Raw genomic sequence first — 25,177 nt, 5'->3', positions numbered from 1 at the left:
GACGGGATCGCCGCGGCACATCATCCACCTGCGCATGACCACCTCGATGTGAATCCGGCATGATTGCTCACCCTTCTCAGCCAGGCCGCCCCCACGTACTCAGCCAGGCTGCCCCACGTATTCAGCCAGGTCGCTCCCACGAGCGAGCGGTCGCGTCGGTGATCGGGGCGGGCGTCCCGGCGGGCGTCCCGGCGGGCGTCCCGTCAATGGTGGAACGCGGCCTTCAGCACCACGATCACCAGTCCGAGCAGCAGATTGATCACGCTGGTGACCAGGACCATGCGAGAAGAGGCGCCGATCCCCACGGCCGCCGCCGCCGACCAGCCGACCTGCCCGGCCACCGCGACCCCGAGCGCCAGCCAGGCGGTGCCCTGCGGTTCGAGGCCCAGCAGCGGCCCGACGGCCACGGCGACGGCCGGCGGAACGGCCGCCGTGACGATCGGCCACTCCTCGGCACAGGCCCGGCGGATATCGGCCACGCTCATGCTCTGGAAGACCGTACGGGCGCCGAACAGGCGGGCGTGGACGTGAGCGGCCCAGAACACCGTGCTGGTCCCCAGCAGCAAGATGATCATCTCCAGACGCGGGAAGCTGCCGAGCGACGCGGCGCCGGCCACCACCGAGGCGGCGAGCAGTGATCCGTAGACGGCACCGGCGTAGTCCCTGTGGGCACCATCGGCCGGCGACCGATGACCGTCGGCCGGATCGGGCACCTTCCCCATGACGACCTCTCTTGGTGGTGACCGGACCATCCCTGGACAAAGGCTGCTCAACCCTCACACCCGCAACGAAGCGGACGCGCTGCGCTCACGCAGCGGGGCAGGTGCGCCGTGCTCAGACAACGAGGCGGGTGCGCCGTGCTCACGCGGCGGGACTGGGCGCATGGTCGCCATGCCGTCCGCGAGGCGCAGCCGTGCGCGCCGCAGATCCGTGGCGGTGGTGTGCGGCATTCCGTTCACCGGGCGCCGATCCCCTCCATCATCTCGCGCAGCTGCGCCTCCTCCTCACGGTTGAGCGAGGTCTGGACGACATGCCCGCCGTACGACTGGATCTCCGGGATGACCTTGTCCGGCGTACTCTGCACGACCAGGACGAACAGCGCGGCGGTGCCGGGTTCGAGCTTGCCGGCGAGTTCCCTCATGAACTCGTCGTTGACGCCCGCGTCGGTCATGGCTGCGGCGGCCGCTCCGGTGGCGGCACCCATCGCCATGCCGAACAGCGGCACGAAGAACAACATCCCGATCAGGCCACCCCACAGCGCTCCACCGGCCGCCCCCATACCCGTCGTACCGCTGGTCTGGTGGAGCTTGATCGTCCCGTCGGCCCGGCGTTCGACGATGGCCACGTCCTCCATCGTGATCAGGTTCTGCCGTTGCAGGTCGGCCAGGCGGTCACGGACGGCGATGGCGGTGGGGAGGTCCGGATAGGAGATCGCGATGAGGTTGCTCATTGGGTTTCTTCCTCCTGATCGTTTGCATCGACGAGCAGATGCGGACGGCCCGGAAGCAGTGCGGGCCGTCCGCCGGAACAGGTCTGCGACCGGCTTTCCAGGCAGACAGGCCCACAAACCTGGGACTCCCCGCAGAACACCCGCAACGGCCGCATCACGGCACATCTGACGACATCTGACGACATCGCCCTGCCAGGCCGCCGTCCATCTTCTGATCCCCTCTTCCCGATCGGGCGGCCACCGCGAGAAGGCAAAAGATTTCCCTGGGGCAAATCCGCACATTTCTCGAAACCAGACCTCGGCGCGCCGAGAAAGCACCCGGCAGGCAAATCGAAGCAGGGACTCTCTATGCACAACGTCGAGGGTGAGCAGCCTCGGCTGTGGGGACCATCCACTTCGCCTACCTTCCGGCGAGGCGTGATGGAGGGACGTGGGCTGCCATGGGATGTTTGTTCGCGGTCTTCGCGGGCCTCTTTCCGCGACTTGCCGTCTTCATCATCTGGGTGGCGCGGCCCGCTCTGGTCAGCGCCGCTTTCGACACGTGGATCTGGCCTCTCCTCGGGCTGATCTTCCTGCCGTTCACCACGTTGATGTACGTGATCCTGTACGTCCCCGGCGTCGGGCTGCATGGCGCGGACTGGTTCTGGATCGCCGTATCGGTCGCGCTGGACCTCTTCCACTGGGTCGGCACCGCGACCCAACGTCGCCAGATCCCCGGCTATCCCCGCGGCTGACCGGCCACCGCCCGTACCGTCGCACATGACACCGCCCGGACGGCCCGCATCGGCCTCCGCTCGACACCGCTGCCAGAACGATCGTCCGTCGGGTCCACGTCACTTCGGCGGCGGCGAGCCGGGGCCGCCCTTCGAAGACGCTCCCCCGTCTCCGCCCTTCGGTGGCGCCGATTCGGTGGCCATGGCCTCTCGCAGCTCCTGACGGGTGGCGAACGTGTCGATCAGCGACAGCAGCATGGCCACGATGGGGATGGCCAGCAGCGCGCCCATCGCACCGAACAGCGACGCCCCCGCGATCACGGCGGCGAAGGACACCCCGGGATGGATGTCCACCGCCCGCGAGCTGATCTTCGGCTCCAGCGTCAGGTTCTCCACCTGCTGGTACACGATGCCCCACGCCAGAGCGGCCAGACCGATCCAGGGACGTGACGAGACCAGTCCCACCACCACCGGCAGGGCAATGGAGATATAGGTGCCGATGGTGGGCACGAGCTGGGCGACCAGCCCCGTCCACGCTCCGAGCGCCAGCCAGGAGGGCATGTCCAGTAGCCGGAACACCAGGGCCGACGCCGTGCCGTTGATGGCGGCCAGGATGAGCCGGGAGGAGACGTATCCACCGGTCTTGATCGTGGAGACGTCCCAGACGCTGATGAAGACCTGCTGGAGCCGTCCGGGCAGCAACTGCGCGAGCCAGCGGCGCAGCCTGGGCCCGTCGGCCGAGAAGTAGAACGTCAGCAGTGCCAGGGTGAACAGGTTGAACACCGTTCCGGTCACCGTGCCCAGCAGACCCAGCACCCCGCCGAGCGCGCCCTGCGCGTACTCGGCCGCCTGCTGCGGGGTGAGTTTGATGGACTTGAGAATGTCGGAGATCTCATAGCGGGTGCCGAGACGGGCGTTGACCCACTCGACGACGCTGCCGATCACTTCGGGCAGAGCCTTCAGCAGCACCGCGACCTGCTGCACGAACATGCTGCCGAACAGGATCATGAAGATCACGAAAGCCAGGATGAACAGCGTCATCACCAGCAGCGTCGCTCTGCCTCGGCGCATGTGCCGCGACATACGCCGCACGGCGGGCTCCATGGCCAGAGAGAGGAACCACGACATCACCAGCATGGCGATCAACGCACCCGCGTCCGTGATCACGAACCGGACGAAGAACGCCACGGCGACGACGGCCGCCATGGCAAGCCCGGCACGCCAGACGTTGGCAGGTGAAAGCATCACCTGCACTGCGGGCCCGCCGTAGCTCGACTGCACCGGCTTCTTCATGACTCTCCAGAGATCTAGATCCCACCTCCGATGACCACGGTGAACGACGAGACCGCAGCGGACGACGAATCCGACCCTCAATCCGGGCGCACGGACCTCAACCCTCCGCGCGTTCGTCCCATGTAGCCTGCGGCCCGAGCTGCGTCATGCCTGGAAGTGACGCACCCAACGTACGACGACCAGCCGCTCCAGCCCTGCATCTACCACCCGACCGGCTTGTCCACCACCTCGCCCCCTGCTGAACGGCGCACCACACCAAACCCCCCGCCCACACCACCCCACCCAAAGCCCCCCACAACAGCCCCACCAAGGACGCACCTTCCCGAGCCCCCCGAGCCGAGCTCCCCGAGATACCAGCCCGCACCAGCCCGCCCGGAAGCACCAACTCGCTGCAACCCCACCGGCGAGCCAGCCCCGACCAGCTCCAGCGACGCATCAGCCAACAACAACCCCGCCTGAGCAGCCCGCCGCAGGCCCCCGTGCGAAGCACCAGCCACGAAGCCCACGCGAAACGCCAGCCCTCCGACACCCACCCGAGACACCGGCCCGCAGTAGCCCGGCCAGCGGCGCCAGCCTCGAACAACCAGCGAGGCATCAGCCCACAGCAGCCCGCCCGAAGCGCCGCCTTTCGGCGCCTATCTGAGGCGTCAGCTTTCGGGTCCGCCCGAGGTGCGGAAGCCAGCCATCCGCCCCGCCTGCGCCCCCCTTGCTCCGGGCCGCCCCGGCATGGCCCGGGCCACCACAGTGAGCCTCATCGATGCGCCCGAGGCCGCACGAGGGCCGGAACGGAGCACCACAAGCCGTGCCTCTCGCGCTGTAGCCCCCACACGGCCTCTACGTGCCTTCGGGAAGGCAGACAGCCTGTTACCGGTCGCCCATGAGCACCAGAACGGGATGAGTGTCTAGACGTCCTCCCCGCCGGAAGGCTCGTGGTCGGGCGATTCTTCCCGGCTGCCGTACATCGTGTCGTGCTGGATACGTGGCGAACACACCGACGCGGAAGGGCACGCACAGCGCCGTCCACCGTCGTCCAGGCGCACCGTCACCGTGTCGGCGGGGACGTTGTGCCCGGTCACGACCCCATCGCCCTGAGGCGTGCTCACCCGGCTTCCCGCGCGAGGCATCCTGTTCCGGCTCTCGACGTACAACGGGTGCTCGTACTTCAGGCAGCACATGAGCCGCCCACAAGCCCCCGCGATGCGCAACGGGTTGACCGGCAGGTCCTGGTCTTTGGCCATGCGCACGGACACGGGCTCGAAGTCCTTCAGGAACGTGGCGCAGCACAGGTCACGGCCGCAGGGACCGATGCCGCCCTGCAGCCGCGCCTCGTCCCTGGGACCGATCTGCCGCAGCTCGACCCTGGCCCGCAGGTTACGGGCCAGGTCGCGGACCAGGGCCCGGAAGTCGACCCGGTGAGGGGCCGAGAAGTAGACGGTGTAGACGTTGTCCTGGTCGAGATAGTCGATGCCGACGACCTTCATCGGCAGCGTGTGTCGTTTGATCAGCTTCTTGGACACGCTGCGGGCCTCGGCCCTGCGGCGTTTGTTGGACTCGTCACGCGAGAGGTGTTCCTCGCCCGCCGGCCCCTCGCACACGGGCAGGCCGTCGATGTCCTCGCTCGTGTACTGCGGCGCCCACACACACTCCGCCACCTCGGGGCCCGAGTCGGTCGGCACCAGCACCTTGTCGCCGACCTTGAAGGTGTGCCCGCCCGGATCGAGGTAGTAGAGCCTCCCGTAGCGTGTGAAGCTCACGGCCATGATCATTCCCATGGGCTCGAGCTCGCCTCCCTGACGGCCTCGGGGGTTGTTACGGCCTACCGTTGCCACACTACGTGTGTCCGCCCGGTGAAAGTGAGGGGCGCCGAGCCCGATCTTGAATCAACCGCTCGTCTGGCAGTCCTGGCCCTTCGGCAGCGAGACCCGGTAGCGGGCCATGGCCAGAGCCGCGTCGACCACACAACGGCGGTCGACGACGGATGCGACACCCCGTTGCTTCCTCAGGGTCTTGAGCAGCGCGCTCCAGTCACCGCGCTCCGAGCTCATCTGCAACCGGTACGACTCCGGCATGTCCTCGACCCTGGTGGCGGCGAGCAGTGTCTTGTTGTCCTTGTAGCTGCGCTTGAAGTTCTCGTACGCCGTCGACCGATCCTCGAAGAAGAAGGACTTGACCTGCTTGGACGCGCGCAGGAGTGCGTCGATCTCGTCCTTCTGTCTGGTCGTGGCCCCCTTGCCCTCCTTCACGATCTTCTCGCCGTCCGCCGCGCGTTCGGCACCGCAGGCGGGCAGCACCGAACCGTCGGCGCAGAGGAAGACGCTGATCTGAGCGTCGGATGCCGGAAGGGAAGCGGCGGAGGGCACCAAGTCGATGTCCTCGATCCCAGGGGTTGGTGCGAGTGCCTGCTTCACCCGCACTGGATCCGTGCCGGGCTCAAGCTGCAGCCGGAACGAAGCACGCAGGTCGTCGACCGTCACCGCGTCGAGCAACCGCTGATTGTGCGCGAAATCGCGCCGGAAGTTCTCGAAGGCTTCGGCTTGGTCCACATACATGAGCGAGGTGAGGCCGGGGACCTCCTCCGCCGCCTTTTGGATCGACTTCACCTGATCAAGCGTGACGCCATGCCCTTGACAGGACGGCGCCTTCCCGCTCGCCGACCTCGAACAGAGGAAGATCGACATCTCCAGCGCGTCGGCCTGACCGCCGGTGGGGCCGGTCAGCGTCGCCACATGCTCGTCACCTCGCACGCCCAGCCAGACGGCGGTCGTCGCCCCCGCGAGCACCACCGCCACGGCCGCGCTCACCAGCCGGAGATCCACCCGGCTCCGGTGCCGCTCGGGCGTGCGCAGCGGCTTGAGCGCGCCGGTGTCCACGGTCGCGCCGGCCTCGACGAGCGCGGCACGAAGTCTGTCTTCCATCGGGCTGTTCATGATTCCTCCCCAAGCGCCCGGCCGAGGGCAGCGAGCCCTCGCGCGATCGTGGACCTGGCCGTGCTCGCGTTGACGCCCATGGTCGCGGCGACCTCCTGGTCGGACAGGTCGAAGTAGTAGCGCAGGGTCAGCGCCTCACGCTGCCTGCGCGGCAGCTCCCGCAGGGCGAGCAGCACCTCCCGCCGCTCCTCGCCCAGCAGCGCGGCGCTCTCCGCCGACCAGACCGGCGGCTCGTAGGGCACCGCCCGCCGGAACACCGTCGCCCGTCTGCGCAGGACGGAACGGCACCCGTTGAGCACGGCGGAACGCACGTAGGCCAGCGCCTTGTCGGCATCGCGCAGACGGGCCCGGCCCGCGTGCGTCCGCGCGAACGCCTCCTGTACGACGTCTTCGGCGGTGGCCTGATCGCCGACCATGATCAGGGCAAGCCGCACGAGGCCCACATGATGCTCGGCGAAGATCGATGCCACATCGACCCGTTGCCGCGCCAGGGCCTGTTGTTGGGAGAGCAGTTCGACTTCCACGCTACAGAGACGCTTCGCGGGCTCACTTGCTGCTCCGGTCACCCAGCTGTCTTTTCGCTCTCCTGAAATGCGAGAAGGCGGAAGCCGCACACCGTCCGCACAGCCTCTCCCACCAGGTCACCCCTCGGACGGCGCCGAACCCCGCACACCGCCACCAGCACAACGACGGCCCCACCGGCCCCGCATCGAGCCACCCAACAGGCGACCCACCGACCTGATCGCCAGGCTCGACGCCACCACTACCGCAGGCCGCCCCCGAACGCAGGCCACCGCAGCCAGGCCCCTGAGGCAAGCCACCCCAGGCGAAGCCTCAAGCAGCCACCACAGGCAGTGGCCGGGATCGGCTCAGGCCGCCTCGCGCAGCGACAACATCATCGCCTCCACCGCCATCTGCGGATTGACGTTGGCCCCCAGCCGCTCCCGGCACCGCATGATCGCGTCGATCCGCCGCAGCGTCTCCTCCGGCGTGGACGACCTGGCGAGCTGGTCGAGATCGAACCGGATGTCGTCGTTGGCCAGCTCCACCCCCGCCCCGAACTGCATGGCCAGCACGTCGCGGTAGAACGACACCAGCTCCAGCAGCGCGGCGTCGAGCGAATCGCGTTTGATGCGGGTGGCCCGGGACTTCTGCCGGTCCTCCAGCTCCTTGAGCGCGCCCGCCCCGCCGCGCACCAGCCCCCGGTTGAGCCCCTTGCCCGTGGACCCCTCGCCGTAGAGCTTGCGCAGCTCGGCCGTCTCGTTCTCGTTGAGCGCGGCCGTGGCCGCCGCGGCCTCTTCCTCTGCCGTCTTGACGAGGCGTTCGGCGGCGGACACGCACTCGCCCACCCCGGTCAGCGAGCGCGGGATGCCGAGCACGGCCTCCCGCCGGTGGCGGGCGCCCTCGTCGAGGGCCAGTGACCGCGCCCTGCTGATGTGTCCCTGCGCGGCACGGGCGGCGAACGCGGCGGTCTCCCACGGCACGCTGTCGCGCGTGGCCAGTACGTGCGCGACGGCCTCGGTGGACGGCGTGGTCAGCGTGACCTGGCGGCAGCGCGACCTGATGGTGATCATGAGGTCGTCGGGGGCCGGCGCGCACAGCAGCCAGACCGTGCGCGGCGGCGGCTCCTCGATGGCCTTGAGCAGGGCGTTGGCCGCCGACTCCGTGGCGCGGTCGGCGTCTTCGAACAGGATGACCCGCCAGCGGCCCTGGGTGGGGGCGCCCGCGGCCCGCAGGATGAGCTCGCGGGTCTGCTTGACGCTGTAGGACAGCCCCTCAGGACGTACGGACTCCAGGTCGGGGTGGGAGCCGATCAGCACCTGGTGGCACTGGTCGCAGTGGCCGCAACCGGCGTCGGGGCACAGCAGCGCGGCGGCGAAGGCGCGCGCGGCCTGCTCCCGGCCCGAGCCGGGCGGGCCGGTGAACAGCCAGGCGTGCGTCATGCCGGCGCCGCGACCGCCCTTGACGGCCTCGCCGGCCGCCGCAGCGGCCCGCGACAGCACGGAGATCGCCTGGTCCTGCCCGACGAGGTCATCGAAAACTGTCACGGCGTAAGGCTAGTCGCGGATGGCGGGCATCGTGCCCGTGGCGTCTTCGGACTCCCGGGGCACCGGGTCGGGCAGGATCTCGCGGATGCGGTCCTGGATCTGGCGGGTCAGCACCTCGGGCGGCATCGTGCCGTCGACCACGAGGTAGCGGCCGGGATCGGCGGCGGCCAGCGCGCGGAACTCCTTGCGCACCCGCTGGTGGAACTCCAAAGGCTCGGACTCGATGCGGTCGGCCGCCCCGCCCAGCCGGGTCAGCCCCACCTCGGGTGGCGTGTCGATGAGCACGGTCAGATGCGGCACGAGGCCGCCCGTCGCCCAAGCGTTGATCTTGGACACGTCTTCGGGATCGAGCGCCCGGCCGGCGCCCTGGTAGGCCAGTGACGAGTCGACGTAGCGGTCGCTGATCACCAGCGAGCCCCGGTAGAGCGCCGGGCGGATCACCTTCTCGACGTGCTCGGCCCGGTCGGCCGCGTAGAGCAGGGCCTCCGAACGGGCCGACAGGCCTCGCTCGGCAGCGTCGAGCAGGATGGCCCGCAGCCGCATGCCGATCTTGGTGGAGCCGGGCTCCCGCGTCTGGACCACGTCGTAGCCCTGGTCGCGCAGCCAGATGGCGATCAGCCGCGACTGGGTCGTCTTGCCCGAGCCCTCGCCGCCCTCGAACGCCATGAACAGCCCCGGCACGTGCTCGGCCGGCTCGGCGGGGTAACGCTCGCCGCGCACCGCCGCGATCAGGTCGGCCGACAGCGAGACGCCCTGCCTGTCGTCCATGTGGCGCAACGCCAGGATCCCGACGGCCATCGCGAGCCCGCCGCCGATGACCAGCACCAGGTTGGTGCCGTCGAAGCGGTAGGCGATGGCGCCGAGGCCGAACTGGTGGGCGCCGAAGAGCGCCGCCAGCGGGTTGGCCACCGCCACCACGAGCAGCAGGGTGACCCGCGCCGTGGACTGCAGGAACGAGAACGTGCGCCCGCGCAGCGCGTCTTCGACCTCCAGCCCGATCAGGGTGTAGCCGATGATCCACGCGATGCCCGCGCACGCCCCGAGCAGCACGGTCAGCATGACCACGATCGGCAGGTTGTGGATCAGCGCGATGGCCACGAGCACCACCCCGGCCACGGTGATGGCCAGGCCGAACAGCCGCCGCCGCGACAACCCGTGCAGCAGCCTGAGGCCGACGAACATGCCCAGCGCCATGCCGACGAAGACCGCGCCGAACACGACGCCGTAGGCCGCGTCGCCGCCGCCGAGGGCCACCACGTAAATCTTGGCCACGCCGACCACGGCCCCACCCGCGGCGAACGCGCCGAGCATGCCGATGATCAGGCCGCGCACGAGCCGGTTGCCGCCCACGAACCGCCAGCCCTCGACGACCTGCTTGAGCACCGAGGGCGTCGAGATCGCGCCGTCGCGCTTGGGGATGCCGCGCAACGTGAAGATCAGGAAGGCCGACACCAGGTAGGCCAGGGAGTTGACGATCAGCGCCGGAGCGGTCGGGTCCATGCCGTTCAGCAGCGGCAGGACGCTGCGCCCCATGTCGCCGACCAGGGACAGCGCGGCGAACAGCAGGGCCGCGATCGGCGCGCTGCCGTAGGTGACCAGCAGGTTGAGCCGGTTGGCGGATTCGAGCTGGTCCTTGGGCACCAGGTTGGGCACCGTGGCGTCCTTGGCCGGGACCCAGAACAGGTTGACGCACTCGACCAGGACGGTCGCGACGATCACCCACTGGTAGGTGCCGATGAGGGGGATCGACAACACGACCGCGAACCTGGCCAGGTCCGCGGTGAACATGGTCAGCCGCCGGTCGAACCGGTCGGCGAACACCCCGGCCAGCGGCCCGAGCAGCACCGCGGGCAACATCTTGGCGATGAACACGCCGCCCACGGCCAGCGACTGCATGCGGTAGTCGCCCTGGTTGAGGTTTCCGGCGAGGGCGGTCAGGGCCAGGAGGTTGAGCCAGTCGCCCAGACTGCACACCGACATGGCCGTCCAGAGACGGCGGAACGGCGCATGGGCCAGCACATGTGCAGCGCGCCTAGGGGCAGTCATGATTTCAGCGTATCCAGGTGTCGGCCGGACATGGGAAGGCAGGAGACAACGCGGAATTACCCGCTTGTCCGTGGCTGAGGGTATTACGTTCGCGGGTCGGCGTGCAGGTTACCCGTGTGGAATATGCCACCGAAAACATCGTCAATTCATTACTCCGGCCTCCTGCCTGATCTCCTCCACCAGAGGGAACCAGGCAGCGCGGACGGCGGCCGGCAGGGCCAGCTCGCCCCAGAGCTCGACGAGCAGCGCACCGTCGACGTGGTCGAGCAGGTCGGCGGGGCCGCCCTCGATCAGCAGCGCCGAGTAGGCCGCCCGGCGCTGGTCGCGGTAGGCCAGGTCGTAGACCCGGCCGCCGAACCGCAGGACGCCCAGCGCCGCGGCCACCGGCAGCCGCCTCAGACGGCTCGGGACGTGGAAGCTGCGCCCGCCCGCCGACTTCACGGCGAACTCGACCTTGGGCTCAAGGGCCAGCCGGAACCCGGCCGCGTCGAGGATGCGCCCGGCCGTCTCCAGCGTCGGCGACTTCCTGCCGTGCTCGTAGGCCGACAGCGTGGTGCGCGAGGTGCCGCTCCTGCTAGCCAGCGCCTTCTGGTTCATGCTCGCCGCGTGGCGCGCCTGCCTGAACAGCAGCCCGCCGCGCCTGGCCCAGAAGGCGACGTCGGGCGCGAGCGAAGCCGCCTGGCGCAACGCCCCTTCGGCCGGGGAGGACACCATGCTCACCTCCTGCGAGTATCCGGACGGATACTACGCCAAGATGACACCACGTGGCGACCGCGTCGCGCAAAGTCAGGAGTGCAGCTCAAGCATAGTGATCTCCGGCGGCGCGCCGACGCGTACCGGCGGTCCCCAGAACCCCGCGCCCCTGGTGACGTACACCTGCACGCCGTCGATCGTGGCCAGACCCGACACGACGGGCTGCTGCAGGCCCACCACCAGGTTGAACGGCGCGATCTGGCCGCCGTGCGTGTGTCCCGACAGCTGCAGGTCGACGCCGAAGCCGGCCGCCTGGTCCACCTGTACGGGCTGGTGGGCGAGCAGCACGGTGGAGCGCCCAGGCGTCCGTCCGCCGAGTGCCTTGGCGAAGTCGGGCCCGTCGCCCACGGCCTCGCCGTTGAGGTCGTTCACCCCGGCCAGGTCCAGTACGGCGCCCTGGTGGCTGATCTCCACGCGCTCGTTACGCAACGAGCGAACGCCGAGCTGGTCGAGCTCCTCGATCCATTCCTGGGGGCCGTTCTGGGTGTAGTACTCGTGATTACCGGTCACGAAATATGCCCCGTAGCGGGACTCAAGGCTTTTGAGTGGCTTGGCGAGGGCACCCAACTGGGCCACGGACCCGTCCACCAGGTCGCCGACGATGGCCACCACGTCGGGACGCAGGCCGTTGATCATCCTGACGATGCGCTCGGTGTGGCCGACGCCCGTGAGCGGGCCCAGGTGGATGTCGCTCACCACGGCGAAGCGCAGGCCGTTCAGCCTCGGGTCGAGCTTGGGCAGCCGGACCCGCACCGGCTCCAGCACCGGGTCACCCAGGGCGCTGGTCATGCCGTAACCGACCGTGCCGAGCGCGCCGACCCCGGCCACCGCCGCGGTGGTGCGTCCCAGGAAGAGCCGCCTGCTCATGGTCGGCGCGGTCACGGGCGCAGCGGCGGGCTCAACGGCACGCCCAGTGGCAGGCTCGGAGGGCGCGGGGGCGGACGCCACCGCCGGGACCGGCTCCTGCACCGGGCTCGCCACCGCCACCGCCCCGCGCTCGCCCCTGCGGATGAGCATCGACGCGACGGCCCGCGGCGCCTCCAGCACGAGCAGGAACACCACGAGGTAGAACATCAGCGCCACCCACAGGTAGCCCGGCCAGGCCAGCCAGTTGCCCAGCTCCATCCGCGTGCCCGCGAACGCGGCCACCACGAGCAGGACGAGCCCGACCAGGCCCCAGGTCAGCGCCTTGCGGGCGCGCCCGGGGCGGGTCGCGGAGCGCACCATCCGATGCCACAGATAAAAGTGCGCCCCCACGACGAGAGCGACGAAGACCAGCACGATCACACGTCGATGCTACTTACGATTTGGCCGCCGGCTTCTTCGCGGTCGTCTTCTTCGCCGGGGCCTTCCGCGTGGTCTTCTTCGGCGCGGGCGCCCGCTCGCGGCGCTCGGCCAGCAGCTCGGCGGCCCGTTCGATGGTGATGTCCTCGACCGTGTCGCCCTTGCGCAGCGACGCGTTCGTCTCGCCGTCGGTCACGTAGGGGCCGAAACGCCCCTCCTTGACCACGACCGGCTTCTTCGACGCCGGATCGTCGCCCAGCTCCCGCAGCGGCGCCGCCGCGGCGGCCCGCCGCCCGCGCTGCTTGGGCTGCGCGAACAGCTCCTTGGCCTGCTCGATCGTGACCGTCAGCAGGTCCTCTTCGGAGGTGAGGGAGCGGGAGTCGGTGCCCTTCTTGATGTACGGCCCGAACTTCCCGTTGTGCGCCACGACCTCCTCGCCGTCGAGCTCGCCCACCACCCGGGGGATGGCCAGCAGCTTGAGGGCGTCGTCGAGGGTGATCGTGTCCAGGGACATCGTCTTGAACAGGGAGCTGGTGCGCGGCTTGGGGGCGTCTGCCTTCTTCGTCCGCTTCTTCGGCGTCTCGTCCTCGGCCGGCTCGGGCAGGATCTCCGTCACGTACGGCCCGTAACGGCCGTCCTTGGCCACGACCATGTGCCCGCTCACGGGGTCGCGCCCCAGCTCACGGTCGCCGGTCGGCCGCGAGAACAGCTCCTCGGCCTTCTCCGCCGTCAGCTCGTCGGGCGTGGTGTCCTCGGGCACGTTGACTCGCGCGCCGTCTCTGTCCAGGTACGGCCCATAACGCCCGACCCGCAGGACGATGTCCGTCCCCTTGATCGGGAACGAGCTGATCTCCTTGGCGTCGATGTCACCGAGGTCGGTGACCATCTCCTTCAGGCCCTCGTCGCCGTCGCCCGCGCCGTAGTAGAAGCGCTGCAGCTCGGGCACCCGCTCGGCGCGGTCGTTGGCGATGTCGTCGAGCACCTTCTCCATCTCGGCCGTGAAGTCGTAGTCGACCAGGTTGCCGAAATGCTGCTCAAGCAGGTTGACCACGGCGAAGGCCAGGAAGGACGGCACCAACGCGGTGCCCTTCTTGAACACGTAGCCGCGGTCGAGGATCGTGCCGATGATCGACGCGTACGTCGAGGGCCGCCCGATCTCGCGGTCTTCCATCTCCTTGACCAGCGAGGCCTCGGTGTAGCGGGCCGGCGGCTTGGTGGAGTGGGCGGCCACGTCGAGCCGCGACACGGTCAGCGCGTCGCCCTCGGCCAGGTTGGGCAGCCGCTTCTCGGAGTCGTCGCGGTCGGTCGAGGGGTCGTCGGCCCCCTCCACGTACGCCTTGAGGAACCCGTAGAAGGTGATCGTCCGGCCCGAGGCGCTGAACTCGACGTTCTCGCCGGCGGCCGAACTGCCGATCACCTTGACGCTGATCGACTCGCCGACCGCGTCCTTCATCTGCGAGGAGACGGTGCGCTGCCAGATCAGCTCGTAGAGGCGGTACATGTCGCCGGAGAGGTTGGCCTCGCCCGGCGTGCGGAACTCCTCGCCGGAGGGCCGGATCGCCTCGTGGGCCTCCTGCGCGCTCTTGACCTTGCTGGTGTAGACGCGCGGCTTGTCGGGTACGTACGCGGCGCCGTAGAGCTTGATGGCCTGCGAGCGGGCGGCCGCGATCGCGGTCTCCGACAGCGTGATGCTGTCGGTACGCATGTAGGTGATGAAGCCACCCTCGTACAGCCGCTGGGCCACCTGCATCGTGTACTTGGCGGAGAAGCCCAGCTTCCGGCTGGCCTCCTGCTGCAATGTGGTCGTCCGGAACGGCGCGTACGGCTTGCGCGTGTACGGCTTGCGCTCGACGGACCTGACCGAGAACGACGTGCCCTGGAGCCGCCCGGCCAGCTCACCGGCGGCGGCCTCGGACAGGTGCAGCACGTCGGCCGTCTTGAGCTGCCCGGTGCTGGCGAAGTCGCGCCCCTGGGCCACCCTCTTGCCGTCGACCGAGGTCAGCGTCGCGGTGAAGTCACGCGGCCGCTCCTCGGGCTTGCCCGAGTCGAACAGCGCCTGCAGGTCCCAGTAGTGGGCGGAGGTGAACGCCATGCGCTCCCGCTCACGCTCCACCACCAGCCGCGTCGCCACCGACTGCACCCGGCCGGCCGACAGCCGCGGCTTGACCTTCTTCCACAGGACCGGGCTGACCTCGTAACCGTAGAGCCGGTCGAGGATGCGGCGGGTCTCCTGGGCGTCGACCAGGCGGAGGTTGAGGTCGCGCGGGTTCGCGACGGCGTCGCGGATCGCCTGCGGCGTGATCTCGTGGAACACCATGCGGTGGACGGGCACGGTCGGCTTGAGCACCTCGCGCAGGTGCCAGGCGATCGCCTCGCCCTCCCGGTCCTCGTCAGTGGCCAGGTAGAGTTCGTCAGCGCCCTTCAACAGCTGCCGCAGCTTGCTGACCTGCGCCTTTTTGTCGGGGTTGACGACGTACAGCGGCTCGAACTCGTGCTCGACGTTCACGCCAAGGCGCGCCCAGGACTCCTTCTTGAAGGCCTCGGGGATGTCGTCGGCCCGCTCCGGCAGGTCACGGATGTGGCCGATGCTGGACTCGACGGTGTAGCCGGCGCCGAGGTATTTCTCGATCGTCTTCGCCTTGGCGGGCGACTCGACGATCACCAGGCGTGTTCCGCCGGAGCTGCCGTTCTTGGCTGGCACGCTGCTTCCTACCTCACTGTTCGCTTGCAATCCCCCTGCCGGGAGTCGGCATAGATCTGAAAGGTAACCCGACTCGCGGAAATTTCCTTCCCCCGGGCTACCCACTAGCTTCCGGGTCCACCCACAAGCACGCAGAATAAGCCCCATCGAGCGGCATGGCGCCCTGACTCACCCTGGAGACTAATCGTTGTGCTCGACTACTCCTACATGGATATCTTCATTCCGCGCGACCTCACTCGCGAAGCCGCACGTCAACTGCTGACCGAACACGCAGAGTACGGCCAGTGGGAGCTCGCGCGGGTGCGGGTGCACCCCGATGGGAGCCGGCACGTACGGCTGCGACGCAAGGTCATCCGTGTCCGCAGCACGCTCTGAGCCTGGACATGGCTTTGCCCGCTCCGGGCCGCGCCCCCGGAACGGGCAAAGCATCTATCGCCTACCGCTCCCAGGCGGTGGAGCGGTAGCGGTATCTGTGGTTACCGACCTATGCCGTATATCTACTTACGGCCGAACCGGAACCGGCGGGCGGTCGCGAACAGCGTGGCCGAGGCGGCGAACATCGAGCCGAGCAGCAGCGCGAGCAGCGAGCTGGAGTTCATCCCGGTGAGACCGGCGGGCTGGGCGGCGCTCATCAGGCCCAGGTTGCCGACCGGCAGGCCGCCGGTGGCGGAGGTCACGGCGCCGCCGACCGGGGTGGAGGAGAGCAGGTCGGTGGCCGGGGAGAGCGGCGACGAGGGACGGGCCGGCCCCCTGCGCACGTTGTCGGACCTGTCGGCCATGTGACGCTTGCCGGGCCGGACGGGCACCCGCTTCTCCCAGGACCTGGCCGGCATGTCCACCTCGCCGGGCCTGGCCTGCGCCGGACCCTGCACCGGAGCCTGCGCCTGGCCGGGAAGGCCGGGCAGCTCGGGCAGGGCGGGCAGGCCCAGGGTCTTGGACGCGTCGTCCACGAGCGGCAGCGAGGACAGGCCGCCGCCGACCGGCAGGCCAGAGCCCTGGAGCTGCTGCGTCACGTTGCCGGGAACCGGCAGGCCGCCCGCCTTCGGCAGGCCGCCGACGTCGGGCAGCCCGGGCACGGCGCCGGTGCCGTTGACACCGTTGAGCGCCGGGACGGCGGGCACCGCGGGCAGCAGCCCGCTCTTGGCCGCCGCCTGGTGGCCGGTGGAACGCAGGAACTGGTTGTAGCCGCCGCCCGGGTTGCCCGGCTTGCCGACGTGCGAGCCGCCCAGGCAGCCCGCCGCGGCGTCGCCCAGCACGGCCACGGCGTTGCCGCAGACGTTGACCGGGGCCGTGATCGGCGCGATCACCTGGTTGCCGCTCAGCACGCCAGAACGCCCGGAGGTCGTGTTGCCGCCGCCGCCCACACCGTTGTGCGGCCAGACGGCCGCGCCGCCCTTGCAGTGGGCGGTGGACGCGCCGAGCACCGCGGCCGCGTTGCCGCAGACGTTGAGCGGGGCGGTGATCGGGGCCACGACCTGGTTGCCCGCCCCGACGCCCGACTGCCCGGAGGTGTGGTTGCCGCCGGCGCCCCGGCCGCCGTTCTTGACCGAGACGACGCCCCTGCACCCGGCGAACGCCTTGCCGAACGCGGCCACCGCGTTGCCGCAGACGTTGATCGGAGCCGTGATCGGCGCGATCGCCTGGTTGCCGCTCAGCACGCCAGAACGCCCGGAGGTGGTGTTGCCGCCCGCCCCCGAACCGGCGCGGGTGTTCAGCACCGTCGCGCCGCCCCGGCAGTTGGCCACCGCGTTGCCGACGGCGTTGCCGCAGGCCGTGATGGGCAGGGTGACGGGGGTGATCACCTGGTTGCCGCTGCCCGCGCCGTAACGCCCGTCGGTGTCGTTGCCCGTGGAGCCCGGCGCGGCCATGTGGTGCAGCCAGCCGCCGCCGCCCGAGTTGGTCACGCTGGCGCCGCCCTGGCAGCCCGCGAACGCCCGCCCGAACACCGCCACCGCGTTCCCGCAGATGTTGATCGGCCCGTTGACCGGCGCGATCACCTGGTTGCCGCCCAGCGCGGAGGAGCGCCCGGACGTACGGTTGCCGCCCGCGTTGCCGACGCCGCTGTTGTGCACGGAGGCGCCGCCCTTGCAGCCCGCGGTCGCGTCGCCGAAGATGGCCAGCGCGTTGCCGCAGGCGTTGATCGGAGCCGTGATCGGCGCCGTGAGCTGGTTCCCGCCGATGAGGCTGGAGTCGCCCGAGGTCTGGTTGCCCCCGGCGCCGCCCTTGCCCTTGTTGTGGACGGTCGCGCCGCCCCGGCAGCCCGCGTCCGACTTGCCGAACAGGGAGACCGCGTTGCCGCAGGCGTTCAGCGGCGCGGTGATCGGCGCGTTGACCTGGTTGCCGCCCAGCACGCTGGAGTTTCCGGAGGTGCTGTTGGGGATGTCGCTCGGGCCGACGTTCTCGACCGAGGCGCCGCCCTGGGAACCGGCGGACGACTGGCCGGCCGCGCCGACGGCGTTGCCGCTGATGTCGATGGGCAGGTTGATCGGCAGGTTGACCTGGTTGCCGCCGCCGACGGAGGAGTCTCCCGAGGTGTCGGCGATGGCCGCGCTGCTGCCGAACGACATGACCGCGACCGCCAGAAGGGCCGCAGGAGTAGATGCTTTAGCCCACGTACGCATGGTGAATGCTCCTAGTGGTTCTTGGGGGGATAGCTGAAACGGTTCGCGGGCAGCCGAGGCCGTGCGAGGTCGCACACAACGGTGGCCTCGGATTCGCGAACAGGTTGACTGACGTCTCACCCGCCGACGGAGGGGATCTGACCACGCTCCGCCGTCGCTCTCCGGACGGAACGTCCGGGGCGTGTTGAGATGGCGGGATCAGTCAGGTGAGAAGGAAGGGTCGTCCGCCGCTGTGCGGACGACGGGGGGCAGCACACGCGCCATGACGGCGGACTGGTACTGCAGCCGCGGGTCGACACCGGACCGCGCGACATCCCCCATACCGGGCCCGAACGGGCCGCTGCCACCACCGTTGGGCACCAGTCCATCGGTGTCCAAGATCTTTCCGGCGGAGGATGGTGGTGGCAGGCCAGGATCCTGCTGGCTGTTGAGACCGTCCACGGTGCGGCCCGCCATCGCCTCGGCGTTGTCCGACGCCGAGAGGTAGGCGGGGACCGAAAGTGGAGCGGGGGCCGCGTCGGCGGCTCCTGTGGTGGCCGCGGTGGCATCCGCGGCCGCCGGAGCGGCGGACATGGCTCCGAACACGACGGCGAGCAGCCATCCGGCCGCCACGAGGGCGCCCATCGTGACTGCCCGCACGACAACCCTGCGGGCACCGGCCGCGAACCGCGCCATCCGGTCGGCCCGCTCGGCGGTCGTGTCCTGCTCCGGGAGCGTCGTGGGCACGCGGCGCACAGCGAGGGACGACGCCCTCGACTGCCCGACCTTCGTGCGTGCCACGTGACCTCCCAGCTTCCGGAACCGGCCTCACGTCGTGAGGCCGGTCCGTGGACTCACCCCTCAACGATCCGTAACCGTAGCAGCACCCAAAGTTGCCGCAAGGGCTTTTCAGCAGAGACCCCGAAAATGGCCAAGGACACGCCGGCCCGCTTCACGGAACTCACCTGGGAGGGTCATCCGGACGGTCCGGCGGTGCCGGCGGCGAGCCGCAGGAGAGGCGGCGCCTCTCCCCTGTGCCGATACTTGGTATGACTCACCCCCCAGAGTTTGCTAACCTTACGGAGCCGACGCGAGATGACGGTCCCGCGTGCAGGCACCAAGTCCGGGTGGCGGAATAGGCAGACGCGCTAGCTTGAGGTGCTAGTGCCCAGTGATGGGCATGGGGGTTCAAGTCCCCCCTCGGACACACACCCCACACATGTGGAGGCACCGGTTCAACCGGGCCTCCACATTTTGCTTTCCGGGCAGTGATTCAGTCCGAGGTGCGGGCAGCCCGAGCCTGCGGACTCTCCTCTCCATGACGGCGATGCGCCGCGCCACCGTGAGCGCGCCCAGCTCGATTCCGCTGTAAGGCGGCGCATGGCCATTTCCCGTACGGAGGTACTCCGATCTTGGACATCAACGGTGGAGCCGAGGTCACGTTGCGGCTGCCGGACGCGATCGAGCACTTCAGCGACCTGGAGGAGTTCGTCGTGTCGCTCGACCGGATCCGGTCGCGGATCGCCTTCGCCGACGCGAGCCCGCAGATCCTGGTGGACTACATGGTCGATCGGGAGCTGTTCCAGCGCCTGGCCAGGGCGCGCGGACTCGTCGGCGACGCGGTGGAAGCGGTGATCGGAGCAGCGAGGTTGGAGGAGATCGCCGAGGAGGGATACGTGTACCCCGGCGATCGCTGACCGTTCGGATCCAGGGCCAGTGGGACGCGGCGATGAGTTTCGTCGGTGGGGGTGGTCAGTATGGGGGTGACGAGGACTGCTGACGAGACCGACAACCGCCAGGCCGGCCGTGACGAGGTCAGGCCCGAGACCGATAGAGGTACCGTGTCCAGCCCACAACTCGAATCATCCACCGAGGGCGTGTCCGCCGGTTCGGGGCGTACGCCCGCCGTGATCCGGTTGCTGGTGCTGGCGACGTTCGTGGTCGTGCTCAACGAGACGATCATGATCAACGCGATCCCCCGGCTGATGGACGCCATGCACATCACCGAGCAGACCGCCCAGTGGCTCTCCACGGCCTTCATGCTGACCATGGCCGGGGTCATCCCGATCACCGGCTGGTTCCTGCAGCGGGTCACCACCCGGACGGCGTACACCACCGCCATGGGGCTGTTCCTTCTGGGCACGGCGCTGGCCGCGGTCGCGCCGGTGTTCGGGGTGCTGCTGGGGGCCCGGATCGTCCAGGCGTCCGGCACGGCCGTGATGATGCCGCTGCTGATGACCACGCTGATGCAGGTCGTGCCGGAGAAGGACCGCGGGCGGGTGATGGGCAACGTGACGCTGGCGATCTCCGTCGCCCCTGCCATGGGTCCGGCGATCTCCGGGGTGATCCTGCACTTCGGGTCGTGGCGGCTGCTGTTCGCGGTGGTGCTGCCGATCGCCGGGCTGATCACGTGGAGCGGCCTGCGGCAGCTCAGGAACACCGGCGAGCCCGAGGTCGGCACGATCGACTGGTTCAGCGTGGTGACGGCGGCGGCCGGTTTCGGCGGCCTGGTCTACGGGCTCAGCCGGTTCGAGGGCGGGGACGTGCGCGTCGCCGCCGCGATCACGTCGGCCGGGCTGGTCACCATCGCCGTCTTCGTGGTGCGCCAGCTCGTGCTGCAGAGGCGCGGCGCGCCGCTGATGGACCTGCGCACGTTGCGCCACCGTACGTACACGGTGGCGCTCGTCCTGATGTCGGTGGCCTTCATGGCGATGCTCGGCTCGATGATCCTGCTGCCTCTCTACCTGCAGAACGTCCGGGCGCTCAGCCCGCTGGAGACGGGGCTGCTGGTGATGCCCGGCGGCCTGGCGATGGGCCTGCTCGGCCCGGCCGTCGGCCGGTTGTTCGACAACCACGGCGGCCGGGTGCTGGTCATCCCCGGCGCGATCGGGATCATGCTCGCGCTGGCCGGGTTCACCCAGGTCACGATGACGATGCCCTACTGGCAGCTCCTCGGCCTGCACGCGCTGCTCATGGTGAGCCTGGCCGCGACCTTCACCCCGGTCTTCACGCTGGGCCTCGGGGCGGTCCCGCCGCACCTGTACCCGCACGGCAGCTCGATCCTGAGCACGCTGCAGCAGGTCGCCGCGGCGATCGGCACCGCGCTGGTGGTCACCGTGATGAGCGCGCGGGCCGACACCCTGCGGGCCGAGGGCCTCACGCAGGCACTGGCGACCCTCGGCGGCATGCGGCTGGCGTTCGTGGTGGGCGCGGTCCTGTCGGTGGCGGTGGTGGCGACCGCGCTGCTCCTGCCGTCCCGGGCGGAGCGTGCCGTCGAGCACTAGAGGCCGGTGGCGCCCAGGTAGGTGAGGACGGCGCGCACCCGGCGGTTGGTGTCGTCGTCGGCGGCGAGGCCGAGCTTGGCGAAGATCGTGGTCGTGTACTTGCTGATGGCGCCCTCGCTGAGGAACAGCCGGGCCGCGATCGCCGCGTTCGACAGGCCCTCGGCCATCAGTTCGAGCACCGAGCGTTCGCGTTCGGTGAGGGTGGCGAGGGGGTCGGCGTGGGCGGGGCGGCCGAGCAGCTTCGCGACCACCGTCGGGTCGAGCGCCGTGCCGCCGTCGGCGACGCGGGCGAGCGCGTCCATGAACTGGCCTGCGTCGAGTACGCGGTCCTTGAGCTGGTAGCCGACGCCGCCCTGGCCGTCGGCCAGCAGTTCGCGGGCGTAGAGCTGCTCCACGTGCTGGGAGAGGATCAGCACGGGCAGGCCCGGCACCTCGCGGCGGGCGGCGAGCGCGGCCTGGAGCCCCTCGTCGGAGAAGGTCGGCGGCAGCCGTACGTCCACGATCGCCACGTCGGGACGGTTGCCGACCAGCGCTTCGAGCGCCGCGGGCCCGGAGTCGACGGCCGCGACGACGGTGTGCCCGTACGCCTGGACGAGACGGACGAGCCCGTCGCGGAGCAGGAAGAGATCCTCGGCTATGACAATTCGCACGGCACCGCCACTGAGACGCGGGTGGGACCCCCGAGGGGGCTGTCGATCTCCAGACGGCCGCCGAAGGCAGCCATCCGGCGCCTGACGCCGTCCAGCCCGGAGCCGGAGGACGCGGTGGCCCCGCCGGCGCCGTCGTCGGTGACGGTCGCGGTGAGTGTCCGCGCCTGCGGCTCGTAGCCGAGCTCGACGGTCACCTGGGTGGCGCGGGCGTGTTTGGCCACGTTCGCCAGCAGCTCGGCGACGGCGAAGTAGACCGCGGACTCGACCGGACGCTCGGGCCGTGCGGGCACGGAACTGCGTACGGCGACCTCGACGGGCGCGTCGAGCGCCAGGGCCCGGACGGCGTCGACCAGGCCGCGCTCGGTGAGCACCGGCGGGTTGATGCCGCGGACCAGCGAGCGCAGCTCGGCCAGCGCCGCGATCGAAGAGGCGCGGGCGTCGGCCAGGATGGCGCGGGCGGCGGCGGGGTCGGTCTCCAGGAGGTGTTCCGCGGCCTGCATCGACATGCCCATGCCGACCAGCCGCGCCTGGGCCCCGTCGTGCAGGCCGCGCTCGATGCGTTCGAGCTCGGCGGCCTGGGTCTGGGTCAGGTCGGCGCGCACGGCCTCCAGCTCGGCCACCCGTCGGCCGAGCCGCGAGTCCGGGATCGGGCCGAGGAGCCGGCCGGCCAGGGGGCCGAGGACGCGCCACGCGAACGGCGCGGCGGCCAGCCCGGCGACGATCAGGGCGATGCCCGGGCCGCGGAAGCCGGGGACGAGCGTCAGGTAGGCGCCGCCGGCCAGGCCGACCAGCGGCAGGGCCGCGACCGGCAGCACGGTCAGCCCGGCGAGCACGCACCACAGCCCGTCCCAGTGCAGCTGGGGGTCGTGGAAGCGGGCGTTCATCCGGGCGCGGCGGCGGGCCTCCCGTTCGGACTTGTGGTACTCCTCGCCGTCCCACCAGTGGCCGGTGGCCATGCGGGTGACCGGTGAGGGGGTGCGGTAGGCGACCTCGATGCGCAGGCCGAGCCAGCGCGCGGCGAGCCGGCGGGCGGCCTGGCTGAGGGTGCGGCTGGTCAGCGGGTGCACGACCCACAGGGCCACGGCGATCCACACGATCACCACCAGCGTCTCCCCCAGCAGCGCCAGGGCCACGACGAACGGGGGCGCGGTCAGGTTCGCCGACCAGGAGTAGGCCAGCTTGGCGCCGAAGTGGCCGACGACGACGCCGACGATCGGCATCAGGCAGGTCAGCAGGACCAGGACGGCCGAGCGGCAGAGGCCGAGCACGATCTCGACGCCCCAGCGCAGGGGCCCGCCCCTCGCGGGCGATCTCACCTGCCAGCGTCCTTCGGCACGGCGCCAATTGTGCCAGGGTGCACCTTTTGGTGATGTCCGGGCACCCCATCGGGCTGTCACGTCTGTCTTCTCCGGTTCCCGGGCGGTGCCGCCCGACCTGGGAGAACGTACGACTGAAGAGCCCTCCCCCGGTATCCCGCTACGCCCCCGTACGAAGTGGGCCCAGACCCACCGCGACGGCGACGGCGGCGCGGACGAACGCGGCCACGGCCGGTGAGCGGGACCCCTGCGGCCACCCCACGGCCAGCTCCGACGGCGACAGGTCGGCGACCTCCCGGTAGGCGATGCCCGGCCGGGGATGGCGCCGCGCCACCGAGACGGGGACGAACCAGACGGCGCTGCCCAGCTCCACCAGGTTGCAGATCTGGGCCAGGTCCAGGCCGGTGCGGCGCGGCCGGTGGCCGGGGAGGGGTTCGGCGCCGTCGCGCTCGGCGGGGGTGCCGTCGGGCAGCGGCCGGCCGGTCAGGTCGGCCATGGCCAGGACGGGCCGGGCGGCCAGCGGGTCGGCGGCCGACAGCGCGACCAGGCGGGGCTCGCTCAGCAGCGGCTCGGTGTCGAGGTCGCGGTGGTCGAAGGGGGTGGCCAGCAGTGCGACGTCGGCCCGGCCGTCGCGCAGGGCGGGGGCCTGCTCGTTGCGCCCGCCCAGCAGCAGCTCGACCGGGAGCGCGCCCTCCTCGTCGCGGTAGGCCGCGAGGATCCGCGGCAGCAGCCCGGCGTCATAGTCGGCCTTGAGCGCCACCCGGAGCTCCGGCTCGGGACGGGCCGCGTGCCGGACCCGGCGGGCCGCCGCGGCGACCGCGTCGAGGGCGATCCTGGCGTCGCGCAGGAAGACCTCGCCCGGCGGGGTGAGCGTGACCTGCCGCGTGGTGCGCTCCAGCAGGCGCACGCCCAGCCGCCGTTCCAGCTCGCGGATCGCCCGGGACAGCGGGGGCTGCGCCATGCCCAGCCGCTCGGCGGCCCGCCCGAAGTGCAGCTCCTCGGCCACGGCCACGAAGTAGCGGAGCTCGCGGACCTCCAGGTCATTCATATCCGCAGGGTATCAATGGTGATCGGATCGGTCCTTCAGGTTCGCCGCCGGGCTCGGTTGACTGGCCGTGCCCCCCAGCACGACATCCCCGATTCCCCCTGGAGTTTTCCTTGATCGTCATCACCACGCCCACCGGCCGGATCGGCCGGCAGGTTCTCGACCTCGTCCTGGCCACGGACGAGCCGGTCCGCGTCGTCGTGCGGGACCCGGCCCGTCTGCCTGCGCCCGTGCGCGAGCGGGTGGAGGTCGTGCCGGGTTCGCACGGCGACGCCCGCGTCGTCGAGGAGGCGTTCGCGGGCGCCGACGCCGTGTTCTGGGTCGTTCCGCCCAATCCGCGGGCCGCTAGCCTCGACGCCGCCTACCTGGACTTCAGCCGTCCGGCCTGCGAGGCGTTCGTGCGCCGCGGGGTCGGCCGGGTCGTCGGGGTCTCGGCCCTGGGCCGCGGCCTGCCGCTGAACGCCGGTCTCGTGACGGCCTCCCTGGCCATGGACGACCTGATCGCCGGCACGGGCGTGCACTACCGGGCCCTGACGCTGCCTTCGTTCATGGACAACCTGCTCGAGCAGGCGGCGGTGATCAGGGACCAGGGCGTGTTCTTCTCGCCGATCCACGGTGACCTGAAGGCCCCCGCCTGCGCCACCCGCGACATCGCGGCGGTGGCCGCCGGGCTGCTGCTCGACCGCGACTGGACCGGGCGGGCCGACGTCCCGGTGCTCGGTCCGGAGGATCTGTCGGGCGAGGACATGGCGCGGATCATGTCCGAGGTGCTGGGACGGCCGGTCGCCCTGCGGCACGTGCCGGTGGCGGCGTTCAGGGCCATGATGGCCGAGCAGGGCAGGTCGGAGGCGATGGCCCAGGGGATGGCCGACATGATGGAGGCCAAGAACCAGGGCCTGGACAACGCCGAGCCGCGCACCCCGCACGCCACCACGCCCACCGGTTTCCGCCAGTGGTGCGAGGACGAGCTGCGGCCGGCCGTCCTGGGCTGAGCGGTCCCTTGTGTGCGGCTCCGGTGCGGCGTAGCGTGACTGATGACCAGATTTCATATCTAGTCATGAGGTGTA

21 protein-coding genes and 1 tRNA gene are annotated in these 25,177 nt (G+C 70.4%); 6 read left to right on the top strand and 16 right to left on the bottom strand.

Annotated elements, in window-relative coordinates; all coding sequences use genetic code 11:
• Window positions 1–203 precede the first annotated feature (203 nt).
• Together ACNF49_RS05655 and ACNF49_RS05650 are read right to left on the bottom strand one after the other, a co-directional pair.
• Window positions 204–722 carry a hypothetical protein gene (locus ACNF49_RS05655; RefSeq protein ID WP_482943000.1) on the bottom strand — a complete coding sequence of 173 codons (519 nt, stop codon included), beginning with the start codon at window positions 720–722 and terminating at the stop codon, window positions 204–206.
• Window positions 723–955: 233 nt separating this feature from the next.
• The gene (locus ACNF49_RS05650) at window positions 956–1,450 is read right to left on the bottom strand and encodes a DUF1269 domain-containing protein (RefSeq protein WP_482942999.1); all 495 of its coding nucleotides are present in this window, start codon (window positions 1,448–1,450) and stop codon (window positions 956–958) included.
• 449 nt (window positions 1,451–1,899) lie between these two features.
• On the opposite strand from ACNF49_RS05650, the gene ACNF49_RS05645 reads away from it, so the two are divergent.
• Window positions 1,900–2,184: a hypothetical protein gene (locus tag ACNF49_RS05645; RefSeq protein ID WP_357973553.1), complete on the top strand. Its 285-nt coding sequence runs from the start codon at window positions 1,900–1,902 to the stop codon at window positions 2,182–2,184.
• A gap of 99 nt (window positions 2,185–2,283) precedes the next feature.
• Here the strand turns inward: ACNF49_RS05645 and ACNF49_RS05640 are convergent, their stop codons facing one another.
• The 9 genes from ACNF49_RS05640 to topA all read right to left on the bottom strand — a co-directional run bounded on the left by ACNF49_RS05640 (window position 2,284) and on the right by topA (window position 15,215).
• Window positions 2,284–3,456: an AI-2E family transporter gene (locus ACNF49_RS05640; RefSeq protein WP_482942998.1), complete on the bottom strand. Its 1,173-nt coding sequence runs from the start codon at window positions 3,454–3,456 to the stop codon at window positions 2,284–2,286.
• Between the two features lie 902 nt (window positions 3,457–4,358).
• The gene (locus tag ACNF49_RS05635) at window positions 4,359–5,216 is read right to left on the bottom strand and encodes a PSP1 domain-containing protein (RefSeq protein ID WP_482942997.1); all 858 of its coding nucleotides are present in this window, start codon (window positions 5,214–5,216) and stop codon (window positions 4,359–4,361) included.
• 120 nt (window positions 5,217–5,336) lie between these two features.
• Window positions 5,337–6,383, bottom strand: a complete 1,047-nt coding sequence (locus ACNF49_RS05630; RefSeq protein WP_482942996.1) for a permease-like cell division protein FtsX — start codon at window positions 6,381–6,383, stop codon at window positions 5,337–5,339.
• The gene (locus ACNF49_RS05625) at window positions 6,380–6,853 is read right to left on the bottom strand and encodes a SigE family RNA polymerase sigma factor (protein WP_357994979.1); all 474 of its coding nucleotides are present in this window, start codon (window positions 6,851–6,853) and stop codon (window positions 6,380–6,382) included. The genes ACNF49_RS05630 and ACNF49_RS05625 overlap by 4 nt, the downstream gene beginning before the upstream one ends.
• Window positions 6,854–7,252: 399 nt before the next feature.
• Window positions 7,253–8,431: a DNA polymerase III subunit delta' gene (locus ACNF49_RS05620; protein WP_482942994.1), complete on the bottom strand. Its 1,179-nt coding sequence runs from the start codon at window positions 8,429–8,431 to the stop codon at window positions 7,253–7,255.
• Window positions 8,432–8,440: 9 nt separating this feature from the next.
• Window positions 8,441–10,477 (bottom strand): dTMP kinase, encoded by a 2,037-nt coding sequence (gene tmk, locus ACNF49_RS05615; RefSeq protein ID WP_357973571.1) that lies wholly within the window; start codon window positions 10,475–10,477, stop codon window positions 8,441–8,443.
• Window positions 10,478–10,618: 141 nt separating this feature from the next.
• A complete protein-coding gene (locus ACNF49_RS05610) occupies window positions 10,619–11,191 on the bottom strand; it encodes a helix-turn-helix transcriptional regulator (protein ID WP_482942993.1) in 573 nt (190 codons plus the stop codon).
• Between the two features lie 72 nt (window positions 11,192–11,263).
• Window positions 11,264–12,517: a metallophosphoesterase gene (locus ACNF49_RS05605; protein WP_498702187.1), complete on the bottom strand. Its 1,254-nt coding sequence runs from the start codon at window positions 12,515–12,517 to the stop codon at window positions 11,264–11,266.
• 13 nt (window positions 12,518–12,530) lie between these two features.
• Entirely contained in the window at window positions 12,531–15,215 is a 2,685-nt protein-coding gene (topA, locus tag ACNF49_RS05600) for a type I DNA topoisomerase (protein WP_482942991.1), read from the bottom strand.
• A gap of 189 nt (window positions 15,216–15,404) precedes the next feature.
• Between topA and ACNF49_RS05595 the strand changes: the two genes are divergently transcribed.
• Window positions 15,405–15,590 carry a DUF5703 family protein gene (locus tag ACNF49_RS05595; protein ID WP_125641854.1) on the top strand — a complete coding sequence of 62 codons (186 nt, stop codon included), beginning with the start codon at window positions 15,405–15,407 and terminating at the stop codon, window positions 15,588–15,590.
• 122 nt (window positions 15,591–15,712) lie between these two features.
• Here ACNF49_RS05595 and ACNF49_RS05590 read toward each other — a convergent pair whose 3' ends face one another.
• Window positions 15,713–17,836 carry a chaplin family protein gene (locus ACNF49_RS05590; protein WP_482942990.1) on the bottom strand — a complete coding sequence of 708 codons (2,124 nt, stop codon included), beginning with the start codon at window positions 17,834–17,836 and terminating at the stop codon, window positions 15,713–15,715.
• A 198-nt stretch (window positions 17,837–18,034) separates the two neighbouring features.
• Window positions 18,035–18,562, bottom strand: a complete 528-nt coding sequence (locus ACNF49_RS05585; protein ID WP_357973586.1) for a hypothetical protein — start codon at window positions 18,560–18,562, stop codon at window positions 18,035–18,037.
• A 374-nt stretch (window positions 18,563–18,936) separates the two neighbouring features.
• Between ACNF49_RS05585 and ACNF49_RS05580 the strand changes: the two genes are divergently transcribed.
• The 3 genes from ACNF49_RS05580 to ACNF49_RS05570 all read left to right on the top strand — a co-directional run bounded on the left by ACNF49_RS05580 (window position 18,937) and on the right by ACNF49_RS05570 (window position 21,099).
• Window positions 18,937–19,022 (top strand) — tRNA-Leu (locus tag ACNF49_RS05580).
• 205 nt (window positions 19,023–19,227) lie between these two features.
• Entirely contained in the window at window positions 19,228–19,512 is a 285-nt protein-coding gene (locus tag ACNF49_RS05575; protein WP_482942989.1) for a hypothetical protein, read from the top strand.
• Between the two features lie 144 nt (window positions 19,513–19,656).
• The gene (locus ACNF49_RS05570; RefSeq protein WP_482942988.1) at window positions 19,657–21,099 is read left to right on the top strand and encodes an MDR family MFS transporter; all 1,443 of its coding nucleotides are present in this window, start codon (window positions 19,657–19,659) and stop codon (window positions 21,097–21,099) included.
• On the opposite strand, the gene ACNF49_RS05565 is transcribed toward ACNF49_RS05570, so the two are convergent.
• The 3 genes from ACNF49_RS05565 to ACNF49_RS05555 all read right to left on the bottom strand — a co-directional run bounded on the left by ACNF49_RS05565 (window position 21,096) and on the right by ACNF49_RS05555 (window position 24,113).
• On the bottom strand, window positions 21,096–21,749 hold the full coding sequence (locus tag ACNF49_RS05565) for a response regulator transcription factor (RefSeq protein ID WP_482942987.1): 654 nt from the start codon (window positions 21,747–21,749) through the stop codon (window positions 21,096–21,098). The genes ACNF49_RS05570 and ACNF49_RS05565 overlap by 4 nt on opposite strands.
• Window positions 21,734–23,065 (bottom strand): sensor histidine kinase, encoded by a 1,332-nt coding sequence (locus ACNF49_RS05560; protein ID WP_482942986.1) that lies wholly within the window; start codon window positions 23,063–23,065, stop codon window positions 21,734–21,736. Before ACNF49_RS05560 ends, ACNF49_RS05565 begins: the two co-directional genes overlap by 16 nt.
• Window positions 23,066–23,225: 160 nt before the next feature.
• The gene (locus ACNF49_RS05555) at window positions 23,226–24,113 is read right to left on the bottom strand and encodes a LysR family transcriptional regulator (protein WP_482942985.1); all 888 of its coding nucleotides are present in this window, start codon (window positions 24,111–24,113) and stop codon (window positions 23,226–23,228) included.
• A gap of 110 nt (window positions 24,114–24,223) precedes the next feature.
• Here ACNF49_RS05555 and ACNF49_RS05550 point away from each other — a divergent pair, with 110 nt between their 5' ends.
• A complete protein-coding gene (locus ACNF49_RS05550) occupies window positions 24,224–25,102 on the top strand; it encodes an NmrA family NAD(P)-binding protein (RefSeq protein ID WP_357973670.1) in 879 nt (292 codons plus the stop codon).
• Window positions 25,103–25,177: the final 75 nt, after the last annotated feature.

This window comes from Actinomadura sp. ATCC 39365 (genome assembly GCF_054392275.1).
This window is presented reverse-complemented; position numbering and strand designations above follow the sequence as displayed.